The organism is Trujillonella endophytica (genome assembly GCF_900110555.1).
GTDB lineage: Bacteria > Actinomycetota > Actinomycetes > Mycobacteriales > Geodermatophilaceae > Trujillonella > Trujillonella endophytica.
Window position 1 is genome coordinate 1 of sequence record NZ_FOEE01000005.1, and the last position, 20,686, is coordinate 20,686.

Here is a 20,686-nt window from a genome sequence, read left to right on the forward strand (position 1 = left end):
ACCTCGACCTTCTGCGCAGCGAGGTGCCGGGCCAGGCCGGCGCCGTAGGTGCCGGTGCCCTCCACGCCCACCTTCAGCAGCCGGCCGAAGGCGTTCAGCCAGGCCAGCAGCGCCGCATAGCCAGCCGCGGTGGCGGCGAACTCCGCATCGCCCAGCAGCCTGCCGGTGCCGTCGATCGCAGCCGCGTGGTGGGTCCGGCCGTGGGTGTCCACGCCGCCGAAGACATCCAGCCCCGTACTCGCCATGATGGTCATCGCCGTCCTTGTCGCTCGTACCGATGAGACGGCACGCACCGAGCCGGACGAGGCGGACAGGACAGTGATGGGCGCCTCTTGCACAGGCTCCTATGAGGTCACGGACGTCCCGCCCGGTGACGTGCAGGGACGGGGCCACCCCCACACGGCCGACACATCCCACAGCAGGACAGCAAGGCGTCGGTCAGGCGGAGAGTCAGACCACCAGGGGTGACCCCGTCCTCTCCATCCTCACTGTCAGGCGGGGGCGTGCCGGTCGAGTTCGGCCAGCACGGCGCGGGCCGCGATCTCCGCCGCCGCCTCCCAGGTGCTGCCCAGGTCGGTGGTCACCGCGGCGGTGAAGTGGGCGCTCAGGTGGGCTCCGACGCACGCCACGAGCGTGTCGGCCGGGGCGCCGTCGCGGCCCGCGGCACGCCACATCGTGTCCGCGAGGTCCCGCGCGGTGGCCCGCTGCAGCAGCCTGCGCTGGTGCTGGCTGGCGGCCAGCTCGGCCGGCAGATCGGCCCGCGAGGTGAACTCCCAGTAGCCCGGCCCGTGCGAGGCGTTGAGCTGGTGCGCCGTCCGGCACAGCGCCGCGACCCACCGCTCCAGGTCGCCGTCGTAGGCGGGGAGCTCCTGCGCGAGGTCGGCGAACCCGGCCTCGAAGGCGGCGCCGATGAGCCGCTCCCGGCTGGCGAACATCCGGAAGAGGGTCCGGCGGCTCAGCCCGGACGCCGCGGCGAGCTCCTCCATGGTGGCGTCGAGGCCGTGCCGCACGACGTGCCGGCGCACCGCGTCCAGGACGTGCTGCTCGGCCGCCCGCCGCTTCGCGTCCGCCAGCGTGGCCGCCCCGTCGGTCTGCACGCCGCGCAGCCTAGCGCCGCTCCGCTCCTCGGCGGGGCTCGTTGACACTCATGAGTGCCAGCTGAGACACTGTGTCGGGCGCCACTCGGTGCTGATCGGGAGGAGCGGACATGACCCAGCTGACCCAGGCGGCCCCGGGGGAGGAGCTCCCGGAGTTCCTGCGCGACCCCGAGCCCCGCGAGGTGCACTACACGGTCATCTCGGTCGACGACCACCTCGTCGAGCCGCCGGACATGTTCGAGGGGCGCGAGCCGGCCCGGTTCGCCGGCCGGTTCCCGCGGATCATGGAGCTGGAGCCGGGGAAGACCTACTCCCGGGCGCAGAGCGGCCTGCCGCCGATGGCGGTGTCGACCCCCGGCCGGCAGGCGTGGGACTTCGACGGCAACCTCTTCCTGCAGGTCGGGCTCAACGCCGTCGCCGGCTACACGTCGTTCGAGACCCTCAGCGACGAGCCGACGTCCTTCGCCGAGATGCGCCCCGGCTGCTACGACATCGACGCCCGCGTCCGCGACATGGACATCGGGGGGATCTGGGCCTCGCTCAACTTCCCGTCGTCCATCACCGGCTTCGCCGGCGCGGTCTTCTCCCGGACGACGGACGTCGACCTCGGCCAGGCAGTCATGCGCGCCTGGAACGACTGGATGTACGAGGAGTGGCACGGGCGCCACCCGACCCGGGTCATCCCGATGGGCATCACCTGGCTCGCCGACCCCGAGGTGGGCGCGGCCGAGGTCCGCCGCAACGCCGCCCGCGGGTTCACCGCGCTCTCCTTCCCCGAGCTGCCGCACCGCCTCGGCTACCCGCCGGTGCACTCCGAGCACTGGGCGCCGCTGTTCCGTGCCTGCGAGGAGACCGGCACCGCGCTGTGCCTGCACGTCGGCTCCTCCGGCATGCTCGACCTGCCGCCGGACGGCCCCCGGTTCGAGAAGAACACGACGCTGTTCCCCGCCCTGTCGCTGCTGTCGGCGGTGGAGTGGCTGTGGTCGGGGGTGCCCGTCCGCTATCCGGAGCTGTCCATCGTGCTGTCGGAGGGCGGGATCGGCTGGGTGCCGATGCTGCTGGACCGGCTGGACTTCATGCTGGCCCACGCCGGCAGCCTCTCGGACTTCGCGCAGTGGACCCATGGCACGCCGCCGTCGGAGGTCCTGCGCGACCACTTCTACTTCTGCACCCTGGACGACCCCTCGACGCTCGCCGTGGCGGTGGAGAAGCTGGGCGCCGACCGGATCATGGTCGAGATGGACTATCCGCACACCGACAGCACCTGGCCCGACACCCAGCCGTTGCTGCGGCAGCGGTTCGGGGAGAACCCGTCGCTGGACGTCGAGGCGATCCGCGCGATCACCCACGGCAACGCGGCCCGGGTCTTCCGCCACCCCCTGCCCCCGCGGCCGCTGCCGTGACGGTGATCCGGGGCGGCCTCCTCGCCGACGGCACCGGCGCCCCGGCCCGCCCGGCCGACGTCCGGTTCGAGGGCGCGACGATCGCCGAGATCGGCCCGCCGGGCACGCTGCGCGGGGACGAGGAGGTGGACGCCGGCGGCCTCGTCGTCGCCCCCGGGTTCGTCGACATCCACACCCACTACGACGCCCAGGTGCTGTGGGACCCCGACCTCACGCCGTCGTCCTGGCACGGCGTGACCACCGTGGTCATGGGCAACTGCGGGTTCGGCATCGCCCCCACCCGGCCCGACGGCCGGGAGATCATCGCCCGGACGCTGGAGAACGTCGAGGGCATGTCGCTGGAGGCGCTGACCGCCGGCATCGACTGGTCCTTCGAGTCCTTCCCCGAGTACCTCGACGCCGTCGAGCGTGCCCGGCCCCGGCTCAACGTGGCGGCGATGCTCGGGCACACGCCGCTGCGGCTGGCGGTGCTCGGCCCCGACGCCATGGAGCGGGCGGCGTCCGACGAGGAGATCGCGACCATGGCCGCCCTCGTCGACGAGGCGCTGGCGGCCGGCGCGGTCGGCTTCGCCTCGTCGCGGCAGCCGGCGCACGCCGGTGCGTACGGCAGGCCGGTGCCCTCGCGGCTGGCCTCGCTCGGCGAGCTGCGCACGCTGGCCTCGGCGCTGACCCGGGCCGGTCGCGGGGTCCTGGCGCTCACCCGGGGGCCGGACCTGGACATCGAGGAGATCGCCGAGCTGTCCGAGGCCATCGGCCGGCCGACCACCTGGACGGCGCTCATGGCCAGCCACGGCGGCGCCGATCCGCTGGAGATGGTGGAGCGCGGGGCCGCGCGTGGCTCGGTGGTGCCGCAGGTGGCCTGCCGGCCGGTGGTCATGCAGGCGACCCTGGCCGAGCCGTTCCCGTTCGCCCGCATCCCCGCCTTCGCCGAGGTGCTGGGCCGGCCGGCCGGGGAGAGGGCCGCCGTCTACCGCGACCCGGCGTGGCGGTCCCGCGCGCACGCCGACACCGAGCAGCACTGGCCGGCCCTGTGGGGGCGGATGTTCGTGCAGGAGACGGTGGCCCATCCCGAGCTCGCCGACGGGCCCTCGCTGGCCGAGCTCGCGGCCGCGCGCGGGGTCCGGCCGGTGGACGTCCTCTGCGACGTCGCGCTCGACGACGATCTCCGCACGCGCTTCCGGCAGGTCCAGGCCAACGACGACGAGGACGGCGTGGCGGCGCTGCTGCGCGACGAGCGCACGGTGCTCGGGCTCTCCGACGCCGGAGCCCACGCCAACCAGCTCTGCGACGCCGTCTTCGCGACCCACCTGCTCGGCTATTGGGTGCGCGAGAAGCAGGTACTGACCCTCGAGCAGGCGGTGTGGCGGCTGACCGGTCAGCCCGCCGAGCTGTTCGGGCTGCGCGGGCGGGGTCGGCTGGTGCCCGGTGCGGCTGCCGACGTCGTCCTCTTCGACCCCGCCACGGTGGGCGTGGGGCCGATGCAGCGGGTGCGCGACCTGCCCGCCGGGGCGGACCGGCTGGTCGCCCCGAGCACCGGCATCGAGGGCGTGTGGGTCAACGGCGAGCGGATCCGCGACGCCGACGGCCCCACGCAGGCGCGCCCCGGCCGGGTACTCCGGGACCGGTGAGGGACCGCCGTACCCGGAGGCACCAGGTCGGGCTGCGGCTACGGGCGGCCGCCCCAGGCCCCGAGGCAGAAGCGCCAGACGCGCTCGGCGACCACGTCGGCCGGCTCGCCGGTCGAGGCGAACTGGTAGTGGTGGAAGACCGTGCGGATCAGCTCGTTGGTGAGCCAGGCGTCGTACGCCGCGTCCGACGGGTGCAGCAGTCCGGCGTCCTCGCCCTCGCGCAGGGCGCGCTGGAACAGGTCGGCGACCGGCTGGGTCGCCCGGCCGATCTCCTCGGGGTACAGCGCCACGAGCCGCCAGTGCTCGGTCGTGATGAAGCGCCCGACCCGGCTGTCCTGGGTGCCGAGGCTGCCCAGGATCGTGGTGACGTAGAAGCGCAGCCGCTCGACCGGGTCGGCGATCTCGGCGCTCGCGACCTCCAGTTGCTGGACGGTCTCGGCGATCATGTCCTCGAGCACGGCCAGGACCACCTGATCCTTGCCGGCGAAGTGCTTGTACAGCGTCTGGACGGCGATGCCCGCCTCCTTCACCAGCATGTGCGTGGTGAAGTCCGAGCCCTGCGTGGTGATGAGGTGCCGCGCGGCGTCGACGATCTGCTGCGCCCGACGCATGCTGCGCATCCGCGAGTTCTGCACGCTCGGTGCCCGGTCGGCGGCCCGCGTGATCCAGGCGGGAGTCGCCTCGTCGGCGTCCGTCGCCGGCCCGGCCGGTTCGTCCTGCACCAGGGGGCCTCCGCGCCTTGTCGACCACGGCCCCGCCCGGCGCGGCGCCGAGAGGCAGGATACGCCGTTCTCCCGCGGCCCCACCCGGGTTGATCATCGGCGGGTGGCTGCCCGCCGCGCCGACGGGGGCAGCCACCCGCCGATGATCACGGCGGGCTCAGCGTCAGGCGGGGCGCGAGCGGATCAGGCGGCCGGGGCGGGCGCCGGTCTCGGCGTCGTTCCGGCGGGTGATCTCCCCGGCGACGACGGTGGCCAGGTAGCCGGTGGCGCCCTGCAGCAGCCGCTGGCCCCCGCTCGGCAGGTCGAAGACCATCTCCGGCATCTGCAGCTGCAGCCGCTGGTGGTCGATCACGTTGAGGTCCGCGCGGCGCCCCGGCGCCACGACGCCGCGGTCGGAGAGGCCGTAGATGTCGGCGTTCTGCCGGGTGAGCTTGTTGACGACCTGCTCGACCGACAGCAGGGGCCCGCGCCGGCGGTCCCGCGCCCAGAACGACAGCAGGAACGAGGGCAGCGACGCGTCGCAGGCGAACTTCATGTGGGCGCCGCCGTCGGCCAGCCCGAAGGAGGTGATCGGCCGCGAGAGCAGCTCGTGGAGCGCGCTCAGGCTGCCGTCGGCGTAGTTGAGGTAGAAGCTCGCGCAGACGTTGCGACCGTCGCCGGCGGTGTAGTGGTCGTAGAGGAACGCCTCCTGCGGCGCCCCCGCGGCCGCGGCCAGCACCCCGAGCTTGCGGTCGGGCTCCGGCTCGTAGTCCAGGGGCAACGTCAGCGGGTAGATGTTGGCGATGCGACCGGTCAGCATCTGGACGAAGTCGTACTGCTTGGGGTCGACGCCGGCCGGGTCGCTCACCTCGGCGAGGATCCGCGCCCGCCGCGCGGGGTCGCGCAGCGCCACCACCCGCTCGGCCAGCGGTAGGTGCGCGACCTCCCGGTAGGAGGGCCGCAGCATGAAGATGTGGTAGCCGTCGAGCATCGTGAGCGCCCCGATGCCCCGGCCGCCGACGTGCGGGTGGATGCGCAGGCCCTCCGCGGCCGCCTTCTCCGACTCGGCCAGCATCAGCCGCCAGTCGTCGGGGTGGCTGGCGAACTGCATGAGGGAGTAGACGACGGGCCGGCCGGACGTCCGCGCGATCCGCACGATCCGGTCGTGCTCGGCCCGGCGGGTCTCCTCGCCGGCGTCCTTGGTCACGTAGGTCTCGCCGTTGGCGCCCAGCGGGATGATCTGGAACGCGCCGTGGCCGGACTCGCCCAGGGCCCGGGCGATGCCCAGCAGCTCGTCGTCCTCGGCGAAGGTGCCGGGCACGAACTCGTCCCGGCTGGACGTGTGCTCGAGGATCCGTGCGCCCGAGAAGCCCATCGCGCCGGCGTCCATGGCCTCGCGGACGAGCTTCGCCATGAGAGCGACGTCCTCCGGGGTGGCCGCCTCGTGGCCCAGCCCCCGGTCGCCCATCACGAACACCCGCAGCGGCGAGTGGGAGATGTGCGTCCCGATGTCCATCGTGTACTTCCGCGCGCCCAGCCGGTCGAGGAAGTCGGGGAAGCTGCGCCAGCGCCAGTCCAGCCCCTCCTCGATGACGACGTCGGGGATGTCCTCCACGCCCTCCATCAGCTCGACCAGCGCCCGCCGGTGCTGCGGCTCGACCGGGGCGAACCCGACGCCGCAGTTGCCGCCGATCACCGTGGTCACGCCGTGGCCGAAGCTCGGGTCGATGCGGTCGTCCCAGAGGAACTGGCCGTCGTAGTGCGAGTGGATGTCGACGAAGCCGGGAGTGACCAGCGCGCCGTCGGCCTCGATCTCCTGCCGACCTCGCGCGCTCACCCGCCCGACCTCGGTGATGCGGCCGTCGTCGACGGCCACATCGGCGGTGGCCGCCGGGGCGCCGGTGCCGTCGACGACGGTGCCGCCGCGGATCACGAGATCGTGCACGGGTGGTCTCCTTCGAGGGTCGTTCAGAGGACGCCGGCCGACGCCGGGGGGAGCCCGGGCGTCGTCGTGGCGTGGGCATCGGGGGTGTAGCGGCCGGCGCGGTCGATGTACTCGTCCATCCGGCAGACGAGGCCGTCGCGCAGCGTGAAGAACATGCACAGCGGCCAGGCGACCCGGTCGCCGGAGGCGGTCGTGCAGACCATCGTGTGCCGCTGGACCCAGCCGCCGGGGACGGGGCTGCGGCGGACGTCGACGAACGACCGCTCGGCGAAGCCGCCGATCAGTTGCTCCCACGCGGTCAGGAGCTCGGCGTGGCCCACGGGGACCTGGTCGAAGGAGTGCCACACCACGACGTCGTCGGTGACGCAGGCGCGGGCGGCGGCGACGTCGCCCCGGGCGAGGGCGTCGTACATCCGGTCGACGACGGCCGCGGTCTCCGGGGCCGGCAGGGCGGGGGAGACGGTGTCGGTCACCGGCTCAGAACCCGGCCCGGCCGTTGACCCGGCCCAGGACCTGCGGGCGGAAGCCGAGGAGCGTCTGCAGGGTCTCCGAGCCGACCTGGCGCGCCGACGGGTTGAGGGAGAGGTACCAGTTCTCCTGCGGGAGGTAGACCGGGAGCGTGTACCAGCTGAAGATCCCGGCGCGGGTCCGCCCGTCGGTGTTGACGCCGTTGGTGTGCAGCAGCCGGCCCTCCATGATCACCGCGGAGCCGGCGGGGGCCTCCAGCGGGACGAGCCGGTCGCGCATCGCGTCCAGGTCGGTCGAGTAGGTCACCCGGTCGCCGGAATTGGTCTGGGTGCTGCCCGCGCCGTCGAAGTGGTTGCTGCCGGGGATGTAGCAGGTGGCGCCGTTCTCCGTCGTGAAGTCGTCCACGCACCAGGCGACGTTGACGCCGAGCGGGCGGCTCCACGGCGGCGGCATGTAGGCCTGGTCGCGGTGCAGGACCATCTGCCCGCCGCCGGAGACGATGTTGGCCGACATGCCCGACAGCAGGGCGGGCCAGCCGAGCACCTCGCGCACGAAGTGCATCGCCACGGGGTGCTCGGCGAGCTCGCAGAAGACCCAGTCGTGGCTGGGCAGGTTCCAGATCCGCTGGTTCTGCGCGGCCTCGTCCCGGCCGAACGCGTAGTCCTGGGTCAGCCCGGAGCGGCGGTCGGTCTCGGCGGCCCGGTACAGCGCGGTGCGGACCTCGGCGGCCTTCTCCGGGTCCAGCGCCCCCTCGACGATGCAGGCGCCGAAGCGCTGCAGGTCGGCCATGGCGAGCGTCAGGTCCCGCGTGGGGGTCGGCGTCTCGGTCGTCTCGGTCACGAGCGGGTCCTCTCGGGGGCTGCGGAACGGGTCAGGCGGGGGCGAGTCGGGTGAGCGCGCCGCCGATGCGCGTGTTGCCCATGACGCCGACACCGAGGAGCTTCCGGGCGTCGTCGTCCAGGCCCGCCTTGGCCTCGGGGGAGAGCGCCTCGGTCCAGGTGATCTGCGGCCGGATGAAGTCCATCGCGTAGTAGGCGAAGAGCATCCGGCGCTGCTCGTCGGCCGTGACGTTGGCGCCGGAGGTGTGCCATAGCCGGCCGTCCATGGCGATGAACGAGCCGGCCGGGGCCTCGAAGGGGCGCATCAGCGGCTCCGGGTCGGCGGGGACGTCGGCGAAGGTCCGGAACCGGTGGCTGCCCGGCAGGTAGCGGGTGGCGCCGTTGTCGGCGTGGACGTCGTCCAGGCACCAGATGATGTTGAGGACCCACGGGTCGTCCCAGGGGGCCGGCACCGACAGCGCCTGGTCGGAGTGCATGCGCATCGACCCGGACCCGGGCAGCGCGATGTTCGCCGTGAAGTTGGAGACCAGCACGTCCGGTCCGAGCGCCGCCTCCACCACGGCCCGCGCGGACGGCCGGCGCATGAGGTCCAGGAAGAAGGGGTCGCGCGCCGGCAGGTTGTAGACCCGGATGTTCGACGCGTTCGGGTCCAGCCGCGCGTCGTGACCCGGCACGCCGGCCTCGCGCGAGGCGTCGATCGCGCGGTCGAGGGCCGCGCGGGCCTCGCCGAGCTCGGTGGGGGAGAGGGCGCCGTCGACGACGCAGAAGCCCTCGTCCCGCAGGTGGCGCAGAGCGTCGTCCGCAATCATGGGTGCGTACCCCTCGGGAGGCTCGGGACGCCGTCGCGCGGGCCCGGCCCGGAGTCGACGTCGATGTCACATACAGGCTGTATGTACACCCGATCGGTGTCAAGGGTCACAGGCCGGCGGTCGTCGTCGGCGGCGTCTCTAGGGTCGGGGTGTGACGGCGGCGGGCGAGGCGAAGGCAGTGCGTGCGGCTGCGACCCGGTCGACGCTGCTCGCCGTCGCCCGGGAGCGGTTCGCCGAGGCGGGGTACCACGCGACCAGCACGACGGACCTGGTCGCGCTGGCGTCCGTGACCCGCGGGGCGCTCTACCACCACTTCGCCGACAAGGAGGCCCTGTTCGAGGCCGTCCTGCGGGAGGTGGCCGACGACGTCAACAAGCGGGCGCAGGCGACGGTGGCCGGCCTGTCGGGCGACACCTGGCGGCAGATGACCGAGTCGTTCGATGCCTATCTGGGGCTCGTGACCGCCGACGCCGGCATCCAGCGGATCCTCCTGATCGACGGGCCCGCGGTCCTCGGCTGGGGCCGGTGGCGGGACCTGCAGGCGGAGCTGATCCTCGCCGACGTCGTCACGACGCTGCGCATGCTGATGGACTCCGGCGTCGTCGCACGACGGCCGCCCGAGCCGCTGGCCCAGCTGGTGCTCGCCCTGCTCAACGAGGCGGCGCTGGAGATCGCGCACGGCACGGCGGCCGAGGTGGCCGGCGACGCCCTGCACGTCCTGGTCCGCGGGCTCCGCGCGGCGTGAGCGCCGGGCGGGAGGGTGGCTTGACAGGTCCGACCGGCGTCCATAACTTCTGACGTCGAAGTCAATTCTCGGGTGGTGCCCGTTCCCTCGTCTCCGGGCGCGCCGGGAGAGGGTCCGGGCGCTCGCACGGGGCGCCGTCGGCCCCGGGGCAACCCAGCACGCGAGACGGAGGCAATGGTGCCCAAGAGGGTGTTCGTCCCCAACCGCCTGATCGGCGATGCCGAGCGGATCTTCACCGAGGCGGGGGTCGAGGTCGCCTACGGGCTGCCCGCCGAGCTGCGCGGCCTGGGCGGCAGCCCGGAGCTGCAGCAGCAGCGGCGCGAGGCGTTCGAGGCCGCCCTGGCCGAGCACCTCGCCGGTGCGCACGCGCTCCAGGCGATCGGCCTGGGCGCGCAGCTGCCCGTGACCGCCGAGCTGCTGGACTCCGCGCCGAGGCTCGAGGTCGTGTTCGTGCCGAGCGCGGGCGTCGACGTCATCGACGTGGCCGCGGCCACCGAGCGCGGTGTCGCGGTCGTCAACGCCGCGGGCAACAACTACTCCTCGGTCGCGGAGCACGCCGTCGGCCTCATGCTCTCGCTGACCCGGCTGATCGCCCGGACCGACCGCTCGGCCCATGCCGACGGGCGCCAGGTGTCGACGCTGTCGCTGGGCCTCACGCCGGGGCTCGTGCGCGGCAAGACGGTCGGGGTCATCGGCTTCGGCTTCATCGGCCGCGAGGTGGCCCGCATCTGCACCGCCGGCTTCGGCATGCGCGCGCTGGCCTACGACCCGTTCGCCAACCCGATCGAGGCCGAGCGGCTGGGCGTGGAGCTCGTCGACGACCTCGCCGACCTCATGGCCCGCAGCGACGTCGTCAGCGTGCACAGCCCGCTGACCGCGGCGACGCGGAACCTGGTCGGCGCCGAGCAGCTGGCCGCGATGAAGCCGTCGGCGCTGCTGCTCAACACCTCCCGCGGCGGCACCGTGGACACCGACGCGCTGGTGGCGGCCCTCCAGGAGGGCCGGATCGCCGGCGCCGGCCTCGACGTCACCGAGCCCGAGCCGCTGCCCGAGGGGCATCCGCTGTACTCGCTGGACAACGTCGTGCTGACCCCGCACTCGGCGGGGAACGCCCCGGAGTCCGCTGCCCGCGCCGGTTCCATGTCGGCCACCGACGTCGTCCGCGCGCTGCGCGGCGACCGCCCCACCAACCTCGTCAACCCCGACGTCTGGCCCGCCGTCACGGCGCGGCAGGCCGCGGCCGCCCAGGCCACCACGAGCACAGGAGCGTCCGCGTGAACCCCATCCGTGCCAAGGTCGACTCCGGCAGCCCGGCCGTCGGCGCCTGGGTGCTGTCGCCCAGCGGCCTGGCCGCCGAGGTGTTCGGCTCGACGGGCTTCGACTTCCTCATCCTCGACGCCCAGCACGGCGGCATCACGTGGGACAACATGCTCGCCGTCCTGCAGGGCCTGGGCGCCTCGACGAGCACGCCGCTGGTCCGGGTCGGCTGGAACGACCCGACGTCGATCATGCGCGCGCTGGACCTGGGGGCCGCCGGGGTCATCGTCCCGATGGTCTCCACGGCCGAGGAGGCCGCCCGGGCCGCCGGCGCCACTCGCTACCCGCTGGACGGCTACCGCTCCTTCGGGCCGGTCCGGAAGCCGTCGTCGCCCGCGCAGGCCAACGAGAACGTGCTCTGCCTGCCGATGATCGAGACCGCCGAGGGCCTGGCCAACCTCGAGGAGATCGTGGCCACCCCCGGCGTGGACGGGATCTTCGTCGGCCCCGTCGACATGGCCCTGGCCCTCGGCCACACGGCGATCGACTACTCCGCGGTGCACCCCGCGGCGCTCGAGGCCCTCGACGAGGTGATCCGCGTCTGCCACGCGCACGGGAAGCTGGCCGGATCGGTGACCCTGGGCGCGACCGGCGTCGCCGACCTGCTCGGCCGCGGCGTCGACTTCCTCACCGTGGGCTCCGACAACGCCTACCTCCGCCAGGGCGCCCGCCGCGACCTCGACACCGTCGCGGCCTGGCTGGCGAGCAACGACCGAAGCGAGGGCTGACGCGATGAAGGTGCACGTGGACTGGGACCTGTGCGACGGCAACGCCGTCTGCACGCTGGAGGCGCCCGAGGTGTTCCAGATGGACGACGACGACAACCTGCAGGTGCTGCAGGAGGAGCCGGGCGAGGAGCTGCGGGCCCAGGTGCAGGCCGCGGCGAACATCTGCCCCAAGCGCGCGATCAGCATCGAGGGCTAGGCGCTCCGGTGCTCGCGGTGCGCTGCCCGTGCGGCCTGGAGGTCACGGGGGAGGGGGACGAGGCGCTGGTCGCCGCCGTGCAGGCGCACCTGGCCGACCGGCATCCCCGGCTCGTGGGCGCCTACGACGCGGACGACATCCTCTCCCTGGCCTACCGGCGCCCGGGGACGGCGGCCTCGTGAAGGTGCTCGTCGCCGGGGCGAGCGGCCTCGTCGGCCGGGCCGCGGCGGAGGCGTTCGCGGCGCGGCCGGAGTGGGACGTCGTCGGCGTCTCGCGGCGCGCGCCCGACCTCGGCCCCGGCATCGAGTCGGAGGCGCTCGACCTCACCGACGCCGGTGCCTGCCGGGCCGTCGCGGCGGGGCATCCCGACGTCACGCACCTGGTCTACGCCGCCACGTACGAGGCGCCGGGGCTGGCCGGCGGCTGGTTCGACGACGACGTCATCGACCTGAACGCCGCCATGCTGCGCAACCTCGTCGAGGCCCTCGAGGAGCACGCGCCGGGCCTGGAGCACGTGAGCCTGCTGCACGGCACCAAGGCCTACGGGCTGCACACCGGGCTGCCGGTGACGCCGGCGATGGTGCCGCTGCGCGAGCGGCTGCCCCGCATCGAGCACCGGAACTTCTACTTCGTGCAGGAGGAGTACCTGCGCTCCCGGCCGGCCGGCCGGGGGCTGACGGTGTTCCGGCCGACCGTCGTGTACGGCGAGGCGACCGGCAACAACATGAACCCGCTGCTGCCGCTCGTGGTGTACGCGGCGCTGCTGCGCGAGCGGGGGGAACCGCTGCACCGGCCCTGGGCGGCCGACCGGGTGCCCCTGCTCGTGGAGGCCGTCGACGCCGGGCTCGTCGGGGAGGCGCTCGTCTGGGCGGCGACGGCGCCGGCGGCCCGCGGCGAGACGTTCAACCTCACCAACGGCGACGTCTTCACGTGGGAGGGGCTGTGGCCCGCGCTCGCCGACGAGCTGGGCATGGTGGCGGGGGAGCACCGGCCCGTCTCCTTCGCCGGCGACGTCCGCGGCCGCGGCGCGGAGTGGGCCGCCCTGGTGGACCGGCACGGCCTGGCCGCACCGCGCGACCTCGACGCCTTCGTCGGCGCGAACTCCTTCGTCTACACCGACATCGTCGTCCCGGGACGCGGGGTGCCCGCACTTCCGGCGCTCAACAGCACCATCAAGGTCCGGCAGGCGGGGTTCGCCGCGTGCCTGGACACCGAGGACATGGTCCGACGTTCGATCCGCGGCCTCCGGCAGGCGCGGATGATCCCCGGGAAGGAGTCAGCGTGACGCTGACCGACGAGTTCGCCTACGACCCGTTCGCCGCGGAGGTGATGGCGAATCCGCTGCCCTTCTACGAGGTCCTGCGCGAGCAGCACCCCGTCTACTACGTCGAGAAGTACGACACGTTCTTCCTCTCGCGCTTCGAGGACAGCTGGGACTTCCTGTCCTTCGCCGACAACGAGTTCGTCTCGACCGAGGGCAGCGTGTTCACCCCCTCCGACGTCGCGCACCGCAACGAGGGCCCGCTGGCCGACCCGCCGACGACGCCGCTGGGCAGCCACCTGCGGTACGGCTCCCCGACGTACGAGATCGTCCGGCAGGCCCACGGCAAGCCGATGCGCCCGGGCGCGGTCCGCAAGATGGAGGGCGTCATCCGGGAGACCGTGGGCGGGCTGCTCGACGCCCTGCTCCCCACGGGCCGGTTCGACCTCGTGCACGAGTTCGGCGGCATCGTCGCCGCCTCCACGGTCTGCCGGCTGCTCGGCATCCCGACCGAGCACGCCGCGGACCTGCTGGACACGGTCAACGCGATGACGCGGACCGACCACGACGAGCCCGGGTTCGCCCGCGACCCGGCGATCTACGCGAAGCTGCGGGGCTTCCTCGTCCCCGAGATCCGGGCGCGCCGCGCCGCCGGCGCCGACGGGAGCGTGCCGGCCCTCGACGGGATGATCAACCTGCGCATCGACGGGCGGGAGCTGACCGACGAGGAGATCGCCGTCAACCTGCTGTGCGTCGAGGCCGGGGGCACGGAGACGGTGCCCAAGGTCTTCGCCCACGGGCTGATGGAGCTGTGGCGCCACCCGGAGCAGCTCGCCGCCGTGCGCGCCGATCCCGTCGCCAACGCCGGCGCTGCGGTCGAGGAGATGCTCCGGTTCTGCGGCCCCGCGCAGTGGTTCGCCCGGACCTGCCGGACGGAGTCGGTCGTCGCGGGGCAGGTCGTCCGGCCCGGCCAGCGGGTCGCGTACCTGACCCAGTCGGCCAACCGCGATCCGCGGGAGTTCGGCGCGGACGCCGACGAGTTCCGCTGGGACCGCCCCATCCCGCGCTCGCTGGCGTTCGGCCGCGGCCAGCACTTCTGCATCGGCGTGCACGTCGCCCGCCTGGAGCTGCGGATCATGCTGGAGGAGTTCCTGGCCCGGGTCGCGGACTTCGAGATCGACGTCGACGGCGCCGTCCGCGAGCCGTCGAGCTTCCAGTGGGGCTACGGCGTGGTGCCGGTCGTGATCGGGCAGCTCGCCGGCGGGACGACGGCGTGACGGTCGACGCCGAGGACCTGGAGCTCCTCCGGTCCAGTGCCCGCGGCGTCCTCGCCAAGTGCGGCGACCTCGCCGACCTGGGGCAGCTCGGGGTGCTGGGCCTGCTCACCCCGGAGGCGGCCGGAGGCAGCGGGTGGAACGTGGTGGAGGCGGTCGCCGTCGTCACCGAGGCGGGGCGGGCGCTGTCCGCGCTGCCGGTCGCGGGCACGCTCGTGGCCGCCGCGGCGCTGGCGTCGTCGCCGGAGACCGCCGACCTCGTCGAGGCGCTCGTCGAGGGGCGGACGGCCGGCGCGGTCGTGGAGCGGCCGGGTGCCGTCGCGGCGGCGGCCGGCTGGCGCGTCTCCGGAGCGTTCGCCGTGCCCGGTGCGCAGGCGCCCGGCGTGCTGGTCGTGGCGTCGCCCGGCGCGCCGCTGGTCGCCCTGGCCGACGCCGGCCTCACGACGCGGCCGCTGGCCGGCGGGCTCGACAGCAGCCGCGGCGTCGTCCACGTGGCCGCCGCCGACGCCCCGGCCCGCGCGCTGCCGGACGCCGACCGGAACGCGCTCGCCGACGCCGCGGTGCTGCTCGCCGCCGCCGACACGCTCGGGGCCCTGGCCGTCACCGCCGAGCGGGTCACCCGCCACCTGGTCGACCGGGAGGCCTTCGGGCAGCCGCTGGCCGCGTTCCAGGCGCTGCAGCACCGGCTGGTGGACCTCGACGTCCTCGTGGCGGCCGCCGAGTCCCTGGTGTCCGCGGCCGCCGTCGCGCTGGCCGACCGCGCCCCGCACGCGGCCGCCCTCGTGCAGGCCGCGCACACGTTCCTGGCCGACCGGGCGCCCGCCGCGCTCGACGACTGCGTCCAGCTGTCCGGCGGGCTCGGCGTCACCTGGGAGTGGCCGGTGCACCACGCGGTGCGCCGGGCGGTCGTCAACGCGGCGGTCCGGCTGCCCGTGGCGCCGGAGGTGGCCGACCTGCGCGCCGCCCTGGAGTCCGACCGGCCCGCGCTCGCCGGGACCGAGGAGGTCCGGCGGCACGTCCGCACCGTGATCGCCGAGAACGACCCGCCGCCGGCCCGCGAGGGGCACCGCGCCCCGACGACGCCGGAGCAGGAGGCGCGGCTGCGCGCCTGGTACCGGACCCTCTACGACACCGGCCTGCTCGGCGGCTGGTGGCCGCCGGAGTGGGGCGGCAGCCCGGGCTTCCGGCCGGTGCACCAGCTGACGGTCACCGAGGAGCTCATCCGCGCCCGCGCGCCCCGGCCCATCGACCAGGTGCAGCTGGCCAGTCACGTGCTGCTGCACTTCGGCACCGAGGAGCAGAAGCAGCGGCACCTGCCCCGGATCCGCAGCGTCGAGGACGTCTGGTGCCAGCTGTTCAGCGAGCCCGGCGCCGGCAGCGACCTGGCCGGCGTCCGGACCCGCGGCGAGCGGCGCGACGACGGCTCGTGGGTGATCACCGGCCAGAAGACCTGGACGACCGACGGGCACTGGGCGCAGTACGGGCTGGCGCTGGTCCGCACGTCGACCGAGGCCAAGCGGCACGCCGGGCTGACCGTGTTCGTCGTCCCCATGGACGCCCCGGGCGTCGAGGTGCGGCCGATCCGGATGAACAGCGACGCCGTCGACATCAACGAGGCCTTCCTCGACGGCGTCGTGCTCGGCCCCGGGTCCGTGGTGGGCGAGGTCGGCCAGGGGTGGGCGATCGCGATGTCCGGGCTGGACGTGGAGCGGGTCAACGTCGGCGCGAACGTCGTGCTGCTCCAGGAGCTGCTCTCCGACGTCCTCACCGTGGCCGAGGAGCTGCAGCTGGCCGGGGACCCCGTCGTGCGCAGCGACGTCGCCGGCCTGCTCGCCCGCTTCGAGGGCGCCCGCGCGTTCGTCGGCGGCCACGTCGAGCGCGTGCTCGCCGGCCGCGAGGGCGAGTCGGAGGGGCCGATCGCCAAGCTGCTCTACACCGAGGCCTACGTCGACATCGCGCGCTTCGGCGTGCAGCTGGCGACCACCTACGGTCCGGCGGAGGGCCGCGGGGCCGAGGCCGCGGGGCGGCTGCAGGACGCGTGGCTGTGGTCGCGGGTCCTGACGATCTCGGGCGGGAGCTCCGAGGTGATGCGCAACATCCTCGCCAAGCGGCGGCTGCGGCTGCCCGCCGGACGATGAGGGGTCACGACGATGCGGAACGACAGGGGAGTGGCGCGATGAGCGGGTCGGTCGAGGCGGCGACGGTGCTGGCGGTGCTCCAGCTGCACGCGGAGTACGGAAGCCGGATGGACGGCGGGGACCCCGAGGGCCTGGCCCGCCTGTTCACCGAGGACGGGGTCTTCTCGTTCGAGGAGACGGACACGATCGGCTGGGCGGCGCTGGCCGACTTCGCGCGGGCGTCGCCGGTCGGGATCCACGTCTCCGGGGCACCGACGGTCGAGGCCGGCCCGGACGCGACGGTGCTCACGCGGTGCAACTTCGTCTTCGTGAGCCCGGAGAACCGCCGGATCACGACCGGCTGGTACGTCGACACGCTGGTGCCGGGCGGGGACGGGCTGCTGTTCGCGCGGCGCCGGGCCGAGCTCCGCGGGCGCATGGACCTGTGACCCCGGGCGCCGCTTGACCGGCGGACCCGCCCACAATAAGTTCTGACGTCGAAGTCAATTCTGCCCCCGTTCACGAGGAGGCGCCCTCGTGGCCCGCATGAAGCTCGCCGTCCTGATCCGCCCGACGCCCGACCCGACGGCGGCCGCCGAGCTGGCCCGGACCTACGAGGCCGCCGGCGTCGACGTCCTGGTCACGGGGGAGGCCTACGGCTTCGACTCCGTGAGCTGGCTGGGCTACCTCGCGGCGGTGACCGAGCGGGTGGAGCTGGCCGCGCACGTGCTGCCCATCTACCCGCGGACCCCGGCGCTGACCGCGATGACCGCGGCGGGCCTGGACCACCTCAGCGGCGGTCGGTTCATCCTGGGGCTGGGCGCCAGCGGCCCGCAGGTGGTCGAGGGGTGGCACGCCGTCCCCTACGACGCGCCCATCGGCCGCACCCGGGAGATCGTCGAGATCTGCCGGTCGGTGTGGCGGCGGGAGAAGCTGGAGCACGCGGGGCCGCGGTACACGATCCCGCTGCCGGCCGACCAGGGCACGGGCGCGGGCAAGCCGCTGAAGATGATCGACCGCCCGCTGCGCGCGCGGATCCCGGTCCACCTGGCCGCGCTCGGGCCGGCGAACGTGGAGCTCGCCGCCGAGGTGGCCGAGGGCTGGGTGCCCTACCTCTACGTCCCCGAGCGCGCCGACCGCGTGTGGGCCGAGCCGCTGGGCAAGGGCATGGCCAAGCGGGACGCCGAGCTGGGTCCGCTCGACGTCACCGCGGCCGTGCCCATGGCCATCGGCACCGACGTCACCCACCTGCGCGACGCCGACCGCGCGCATCTCGCGCTGTACGTCGGCGGGATGGGGCCGCGGGGCAAGAACTTCTACACCACGATCGCCCAGCGCTACGGATTCGAGGCCGAGGCGGCGCAGGTGCAGGACCTCTACCTCGACGGCAAGCGGGACGAGGCCGCCGCGGCGATACCGGCGGACCTGCTCGAGGGCACGTCGCTGATCGGCGACGAGGCCTACGTGCGCGACCGGCTCGCGGCCCACCGCGAGCAGGGCGTGACGATCCTGCAGGTCGACCCGATCGGCGCGGACCCGCTGGCGGACCTGCGCCGGCTGCGCGCGCTGCTCGACGACCTCTGACGGCCCGCCCGGAACTCGCTGGCGGCTCCGCGGCCGGCCCGGATACCGTGCCGCCGGCCGGGCGAGAGATCGAGGAGGTGGTACCCGTGGACGGATCGACAGGGGTGCTCCTCACCGAGGTCCCGGTCGGGCGGTAGGTCGCCCGGGAGCGCCGTTCCGAGCGCTCTCGAGAGGCACGACCATGCACGTTTCGTCCGAACGGCTCCTCGACGACGGCGTCGTGGAGCGCGAGTTCCTCCTCGGTGCCGTTCCCGGCATCCTGTGGACCGCCGGGTCCGCCCCCGGCCCGGCCCCGCTGGTCCTGCTGGGGCATCCCGGCGGCCTGCGCGCGATGTACCCCCGGCTGCTGGCCCGGGCCCGGCACTCGGTCGGCGCGGGCTTCGCCGCCGCCACCATCGAGCTCCCCGGGAGCGGGGACCGGCCCCGGATCGCCGCCGCCGAGCAGGCCCGTGCCGACCTGCGCCGCGCGCTGGCCGCCGGCGGGCCGGTGGACGACGGGATCGTGGACCGGCTCGTCCTCCCGCTGGTCGAGCAGGCGGTCCCGGAGTGGCGGGCCGCCCTGGACGCCCTGCTCGCGCTGCCCGGGATCGGGGGCCCGGTCGGGTACGCGGGCGGGGTGATCTCCATCGGCGTCCGGCTGGCGGTGGTGGAGCCGCGCCTCGCGGCCGCGGTCCTCTTCGCCGGCAGCGTGGTGCCCCGCGCCGTCCTCGAGGAGGCCCGGCGGGTCACCCTCCCGCTGCTGGTCCTGCTGCAGTGGGACGACGAGGGGAACGACCGCCGGCGGGCCCTGGAGCTGTTCGACGCGTTCGGCTCGGCGGAGAAGACGCTGCACGCCAACACGGGCGGGCACACCGGCGTCCCGGCGTTCGAGGGGGACGACGGGAACCGCTTCTTCGCCCGGCACCTGACGTGAGGTCCGGGCGGCGGCTCAGTAGCGGATCTGGGACATCCGCGCGACCTTCACCGTCTCGCCGGCCTGGTTGGTCCAGGTGGTCGCGAGGTCGGTGATCAGCATCGCGCCCACCCGGCCGGTCTTCTCCAGGTAGCGCTCGATCACCGTGGCGGTCGCGATGACGTCGCCGGGCCGGATCCGTACTCCCGTGTAGTCCACCGAGGCGCCGCCGTGCAGGCCGTGCGGCAGGTCCGGCGGCGCGACGCCGAGGTGGTGCTCCATCGCCCCGTACATCTCCAGCACGGGGTCGACGGCGATCTCGCGGCCCGTGGGCTCGGTGCGCGCGGCGCCCCAGGCGAAGACGTCGAGGTCCAGCGGGGCGACGAGCCGGCCCTGCGCCTCCGCCTCCGGATCGAGGTACTGCGCCGGCGGCGGCTCGGGGAAGTGCACCGCGATCGCCCAGCGCCGGATGTCCGACGCCGTCACCGGATAGGACACCGCGGCACCGTAGGGCTGCCCCACGAGGGCGGCCATGTCGGGGCGGACCAACCCGAGCTCGGTCACGCCGAAGCTCCTCTCGCCGGGGACGACCTGCCGTCCGAGACTATCGACGTCGACGTCGACGAACGCTGCGCACGGCCCGGCCGGCACGCCGTCCCGCAGCGGCGGAACACCGGCGGCCTCCCGTGCGCTCGCACCCGGCGGAGACCCGGCCCGGACGGCGCCGTCCGGCCCCACCCGACCATTCGAGGAGACCCCCATGCCCAGGACCTGGTTCATCACCGGCGCCTCCCGCGGTTTCGGCCGCGAGTGGACCATCGCCGCGCTCGAGCGCGGCGACTCCGTCGCGGCCATCGCCCGCGACACCGGCAGCCTCGCGGACCTGGTGCAGGAGTACGGCGACCGGGTCCTGCCGATCCGTCTCGACGTGGACGACCGGGAGGCCGTCGTCGCCGCGGTCGGGGAGGCTCACGAGCGGTTCGGCCGCCTCGACGTCGTCGTCAACAACGCCGGCTACGGCCAGTTCGGGATGATCGAGGAGGTCTCCGAGGCCGAGGCGCGCGCCCAGTTCGACACGAACGTCTTCGGCGCCCTGTTCGTCACCCAGGCGGCGCTGCCCTACCTGCGGGAGCAGGGATCGGGCCACTTCCTGCAGGTCAGCAGCATCGGCGGGATCAGCGCCTTCCCGAACATCGGCATCTACAACGCATCCAAGTGGGCGCTCGAGGCGTTCAGCCAGTCGCTGGCCGCGGAGGTGGCCGACTTCGGCATCAAGGTCACGATCATCGAGCCCGGCGCCTACGGAACCGACTGGGCCGGGTCGTCGGCCCGGCACGCCGAGCAGATCCCCGCGTACGACGCCTTCCGGGAGAAGGCGGCCGAGCAGCGCCGGGCCCGCGCCGGCGACCCGGGGGATCCGGTCGCGACCCGCGCGGCGGTTCTCCGCCTCGTCGACGCCGAGGACCCGCCGCTGCGGATCTTCCTCGGCGACGGCCCGCTCGCGATCGCCACCCGCGACTACGACTCCCGCCTCGCGACCTGGCGCGCGTGGGAGCCCGTCTCGGTCGCCGCGCAGGGCCGTCGGGACTGAGCGCCCCCGCGGGCGCCGCCGATCGGGGGTGGCGTCCGGACCCATCACGAGTCCGCAACGAAACCGACGTCGATGTCAGTATCCCACGGAC

General features: G+C 74.2%; 22 protein-coding genes. 14 read left to right on the forward strand and 8 right to left on the reverse strand.

The window, feature by feature from the left end:
- Positions 1–254: IS110 family transposase (locus tag BMY88_RS09150; RefSeq protein ID WP_139220439.1), on the reverse strand; the 254-nt coding region annotated here is incomplete at its 3' end.
- 237 nt (positions 255–491) lie between these two features.
- Positions 492–1,097 carry a TetR/AcrR family transcriptional regulator gene (locus tag BMY88_RS09155; RefSeq protein ID WP_170861024.1) on the reverse strand — a complete coding sequence of 202 codons (606 nt, stop codon included), beginning with the start codon at positions 1,095–1,097 and terminating at the stop codon, positions 492–494.
- A gap of 110 nt (positions 1,098–1,207) precedes the next feature.
- Between BMY88_RS09155 and BMY88_RS09160 the strand changes: the two genes are divergently transcribed.
- Positions 1,208–2,500 (forward strand): amidohydrolase family protein, encoded by a 1,293-nt coding sequence (locus tag BMY88_RS09160; RefSeq protein ID WP_091942394.1) that lies wholly within the window; start codon positions 1,208–1,210, stop codon positions 2,498–2,500.
- Complete coding sequence (locus tag BMY88_RS09165; protein ID WP_091942396.1) at positions 2,497–4,128, forward strand: N-acyl-D-amino-acid deacylase family protein; 1,632 nt, start codon at positions 2,497–2,499, stop codon at positions 4,126–4,128. The genes BMY88_RS09160 and BMY88_RS09165 overlap by 4 nt, the downstream gene beginning before the upstream one ends.
- A 38-nt stretch (positions 4,129–4,166) precedes the next feature.
- On the opposite strand, the gene BMY88_RS09170 is transcribed toward BMY88_RS09165, so the two are convergent.
- From BMY88_RS09170 to BMY88_RS09190, 5 genes are all read right to left on the reverse strand, one after another.
- Complete coding sequence (locus tag BMY88_RS09170; protein ID WP_211435574.1) at positions 4,167–4,850, reverse strand: TetR/AcrR family transcriptional regulator; 684 nt, start codon at positions 4,848–4,850, stop codon at positions 4,167–4,169.
- Positions 4,851–5,013: 163 nt separating this feature from the next.
- The gene (locus BMY88_RS09175) at positions 5,014–6,774 is read right to left on the reverse strand and encodes an N-acyl-D-amino-acid deacylase family protein (protein ID WP_091942398.1); all 1,761 of its coding nucleotides are present in this window, start codon (positions 6,772–6,774) and stop codon (positions 5,014–5,016) included.
- 23 nt (positions 6,775–6,797) lie between these two features.
- Positions 6,798–7,247: a nuclear transport factor 2 family protein gene (locus tag BMY88_RS24140; RefSeq protein WP_091942400.1), complete on the reverse strand. Its 450-nt coding sequence runs from the start codon at positions 7,245–7,247 to the stop codon at positions 6,798–6,800.
- A gap of 4 nt (positions 7,248–7,251) precedes the next feature.
- Positions 7,252–8,082 (reverse strand): phytanoyl-CoA dioxygenase family protein, encoded by an 831-nt coding sequence (locus tag BMY88_RS09185; protein ID WP_091942402.1) that lies wholly within the window; start codon positions 8,080–8,082, stop codon positions 7,252–7,254.
- A gap of 31 nt (positions 8,083–8,113) precedes the next feature.
- The gene (locus BMY88_RS09190; RefSeq protein WP_091942404.1) at positions 8,114–8,890 is read right to left on the reverse strand and encodes a phytanoyl-CoA dioxygenase family protein; all 777 of its coding nucleotides are present in this window, start codon (positions 8,888–8,890) and stop codon (positions 8,114–8,116) included.
- 151 nt (positions 8,891–9,041) lie between these two features.
- Here BMY88_RS09190 and BMY88_RS09195 point away from each other — a divergent pair, with 151 nt between their 5' ends.
- From BMY88_RS09195 to BMY88_RS09240, 11 genes are all read left to right on the forward strand, one after another.
- Complete coding sequence (locus BMY88_RS09195; RefSeq protein WP_091942406.1) at positions 9,042–9,635, forward strand: TetR/AcrR family transcriptional regulator; 594 nt, start codon at positions 9,042–9,044, stop codon at positions 9,633–9,635.
- Positions 9,636–9,812: 177 nt separating this feature from the next.
- Positions 9,813–10,913 (forward strand): NAD(P)-dependent oxidoreductase, encoded by a 1,101-nt coding sequence (locus BMY88_RS09200; RefSeq protein WP_170861025.1) that lies wholly within the window; start codon positions 9,813–9,815, stop codon positions 10,911–10,913.
- Positions 10,910–11,680: an HpcH/HpaI aldolase family protein gene (locus BMY88_RS09205; protein ID WP_170861026.1), complete on the forward strand. Its 771-nt coding sequence runs from the start codon at positions 10,910–10,912 to the stop codon at positions 11,678–11,680. Before BMY88_RS09200 ends, BMY88_RS09205 begins: the two co-directional genes overlap by 4 nt.
- A gap of 4 nt (positions 11,681–11,684) precedes the next feature.
- Positions 11,685–11,876, forward strand: coding sequence for a ferredoxin (locus BMY88_RS09210; protein ID WP_091942412.1), 192 nt, complete (start codon positions 11,685–11,687; stop codon positions 11,874–11,876).
- Positions 11,877–11,884: 8 nt separating this feature from the next.
- Positions 11,885–12,058: a DUF1059 domain-containing protein gene (locus BMY88_RS23345; protein WP_139220440.1), complete on the forward strand. Its 174-nt coding sequence runs from the start codon at positions 11,885–11,887 to the stop codon at positions 12,056–12,058.
- Positions 12,055–13,161, forward strand: a complete 1,107-nt coding sequence (locus BMY88_RS09215) for an NAD-dependent epimerase/dehydratase family protein (RefSeq protein WP_139220441.1) — start codon at positions 12,055–12,057, stop codon at positions 13,159–13,161. Before BMY88_RS23345 ends, BMY88_RS09215 begins: the two co-directional genes overlap by 4 nt.
- Complete coding sequence (locus BMY88_RS09220) at positions 13,158–14,414, forward strand: cytochrome P450 (RefSeq protein ID WP_211435575.1); 1,257 nt, start codon at positions 13,158–13,160, stop codon at positions 14,412–14,414. The genes BMY88_RS09215 and BMY88_RS09220 overlap by 4 nt, the downstream gene beginning before the upstream one ends.
- Positions 14,411–16,549 carry an acyl-CoA dehydrogenase family protein gene (locus BMY88_RS09225; RefSeq protein ID WP_170861027.1) on the forward strand — a complete coding sequence of 713 codons (2,139 nt, stop codon included), beginning with the start codon at positions 14,411–14,413 and terminating at the stop codon, positions 16,547–16,549. Before BMY88_RS09220 ends, BMY88_RS09225 begins: the two co-directional genes overlap by 4 nt.
- A 38-nt stretch (positions 16,550–16,587) precedes the next feature.
- Positions 16,588–16,977, forward strand: a complete 390-nt coding sequence (locus BMY88_RS09230) for a nuclear transport factor 2 family protein (protein ID WP_170861028.1) — start codon at positions 16,588–16,590, stop codon at positions 16,975–16,977.
- A gap of 97 nt (positions 16,978–17,074) precedes the next feature.
- Positions 17,075–18,112, forward strand: coding sequence for an LLM class F420-dependent oxidoreductase (locus BMY88_RS09235; RefSeq protein ID WP_091942859.1), 1,038 nt, complete (start codon positions 17,075–17,077; stop codon positions 18,110–18,112).
- 181 nt (positions 18,113–18,293) lie between these two features.
- On the forward strand, positions 18,294–19,025 hold the full coding sequence (locus BMY88_RS09240) for a dienelactone hydrolase family protein (RefSeq protein ID WP_091942420.1): 732 nt from the start codon (positions 18,294–18,296) through the stop codon (positions 19,023–19,025).
- 15 nt (positions 19,026–19,040) lie between these two features.
- Here the strand turns inward: BMY88_RS09240 and BMY88_RS23790 are convergent, their stop codons facing one another.
- Positions 19,041–19,568, reverse strand: a complete 528-nt coding sequence (locus BMY88_RS23790; protein ID WP_170861029.1) for an FAS1-like dehydratase domain-containing protein — start codon at positions 19,566–19,568, stop codon at positions 19,041–19,043.
- A gap of 196 nt (positions 19,569–19,764) precedes the next feature.
- Between BMY88_RS23790 and BMY88_RS09250 the strand changes: the two genes are divergently transcribed.
- A complete protein-coding gene (locus BMY88_RS09250; protein ID WP_091942862.1) occupies positions 19,765–20,595 on the forward strand; it encodes an SDR family oxidoreductase in 831 nt (276 codons plus the stop codon).
- The last annotated feature ends 91 nt before the right edge of the window (positions 20,596–20,686 follow it).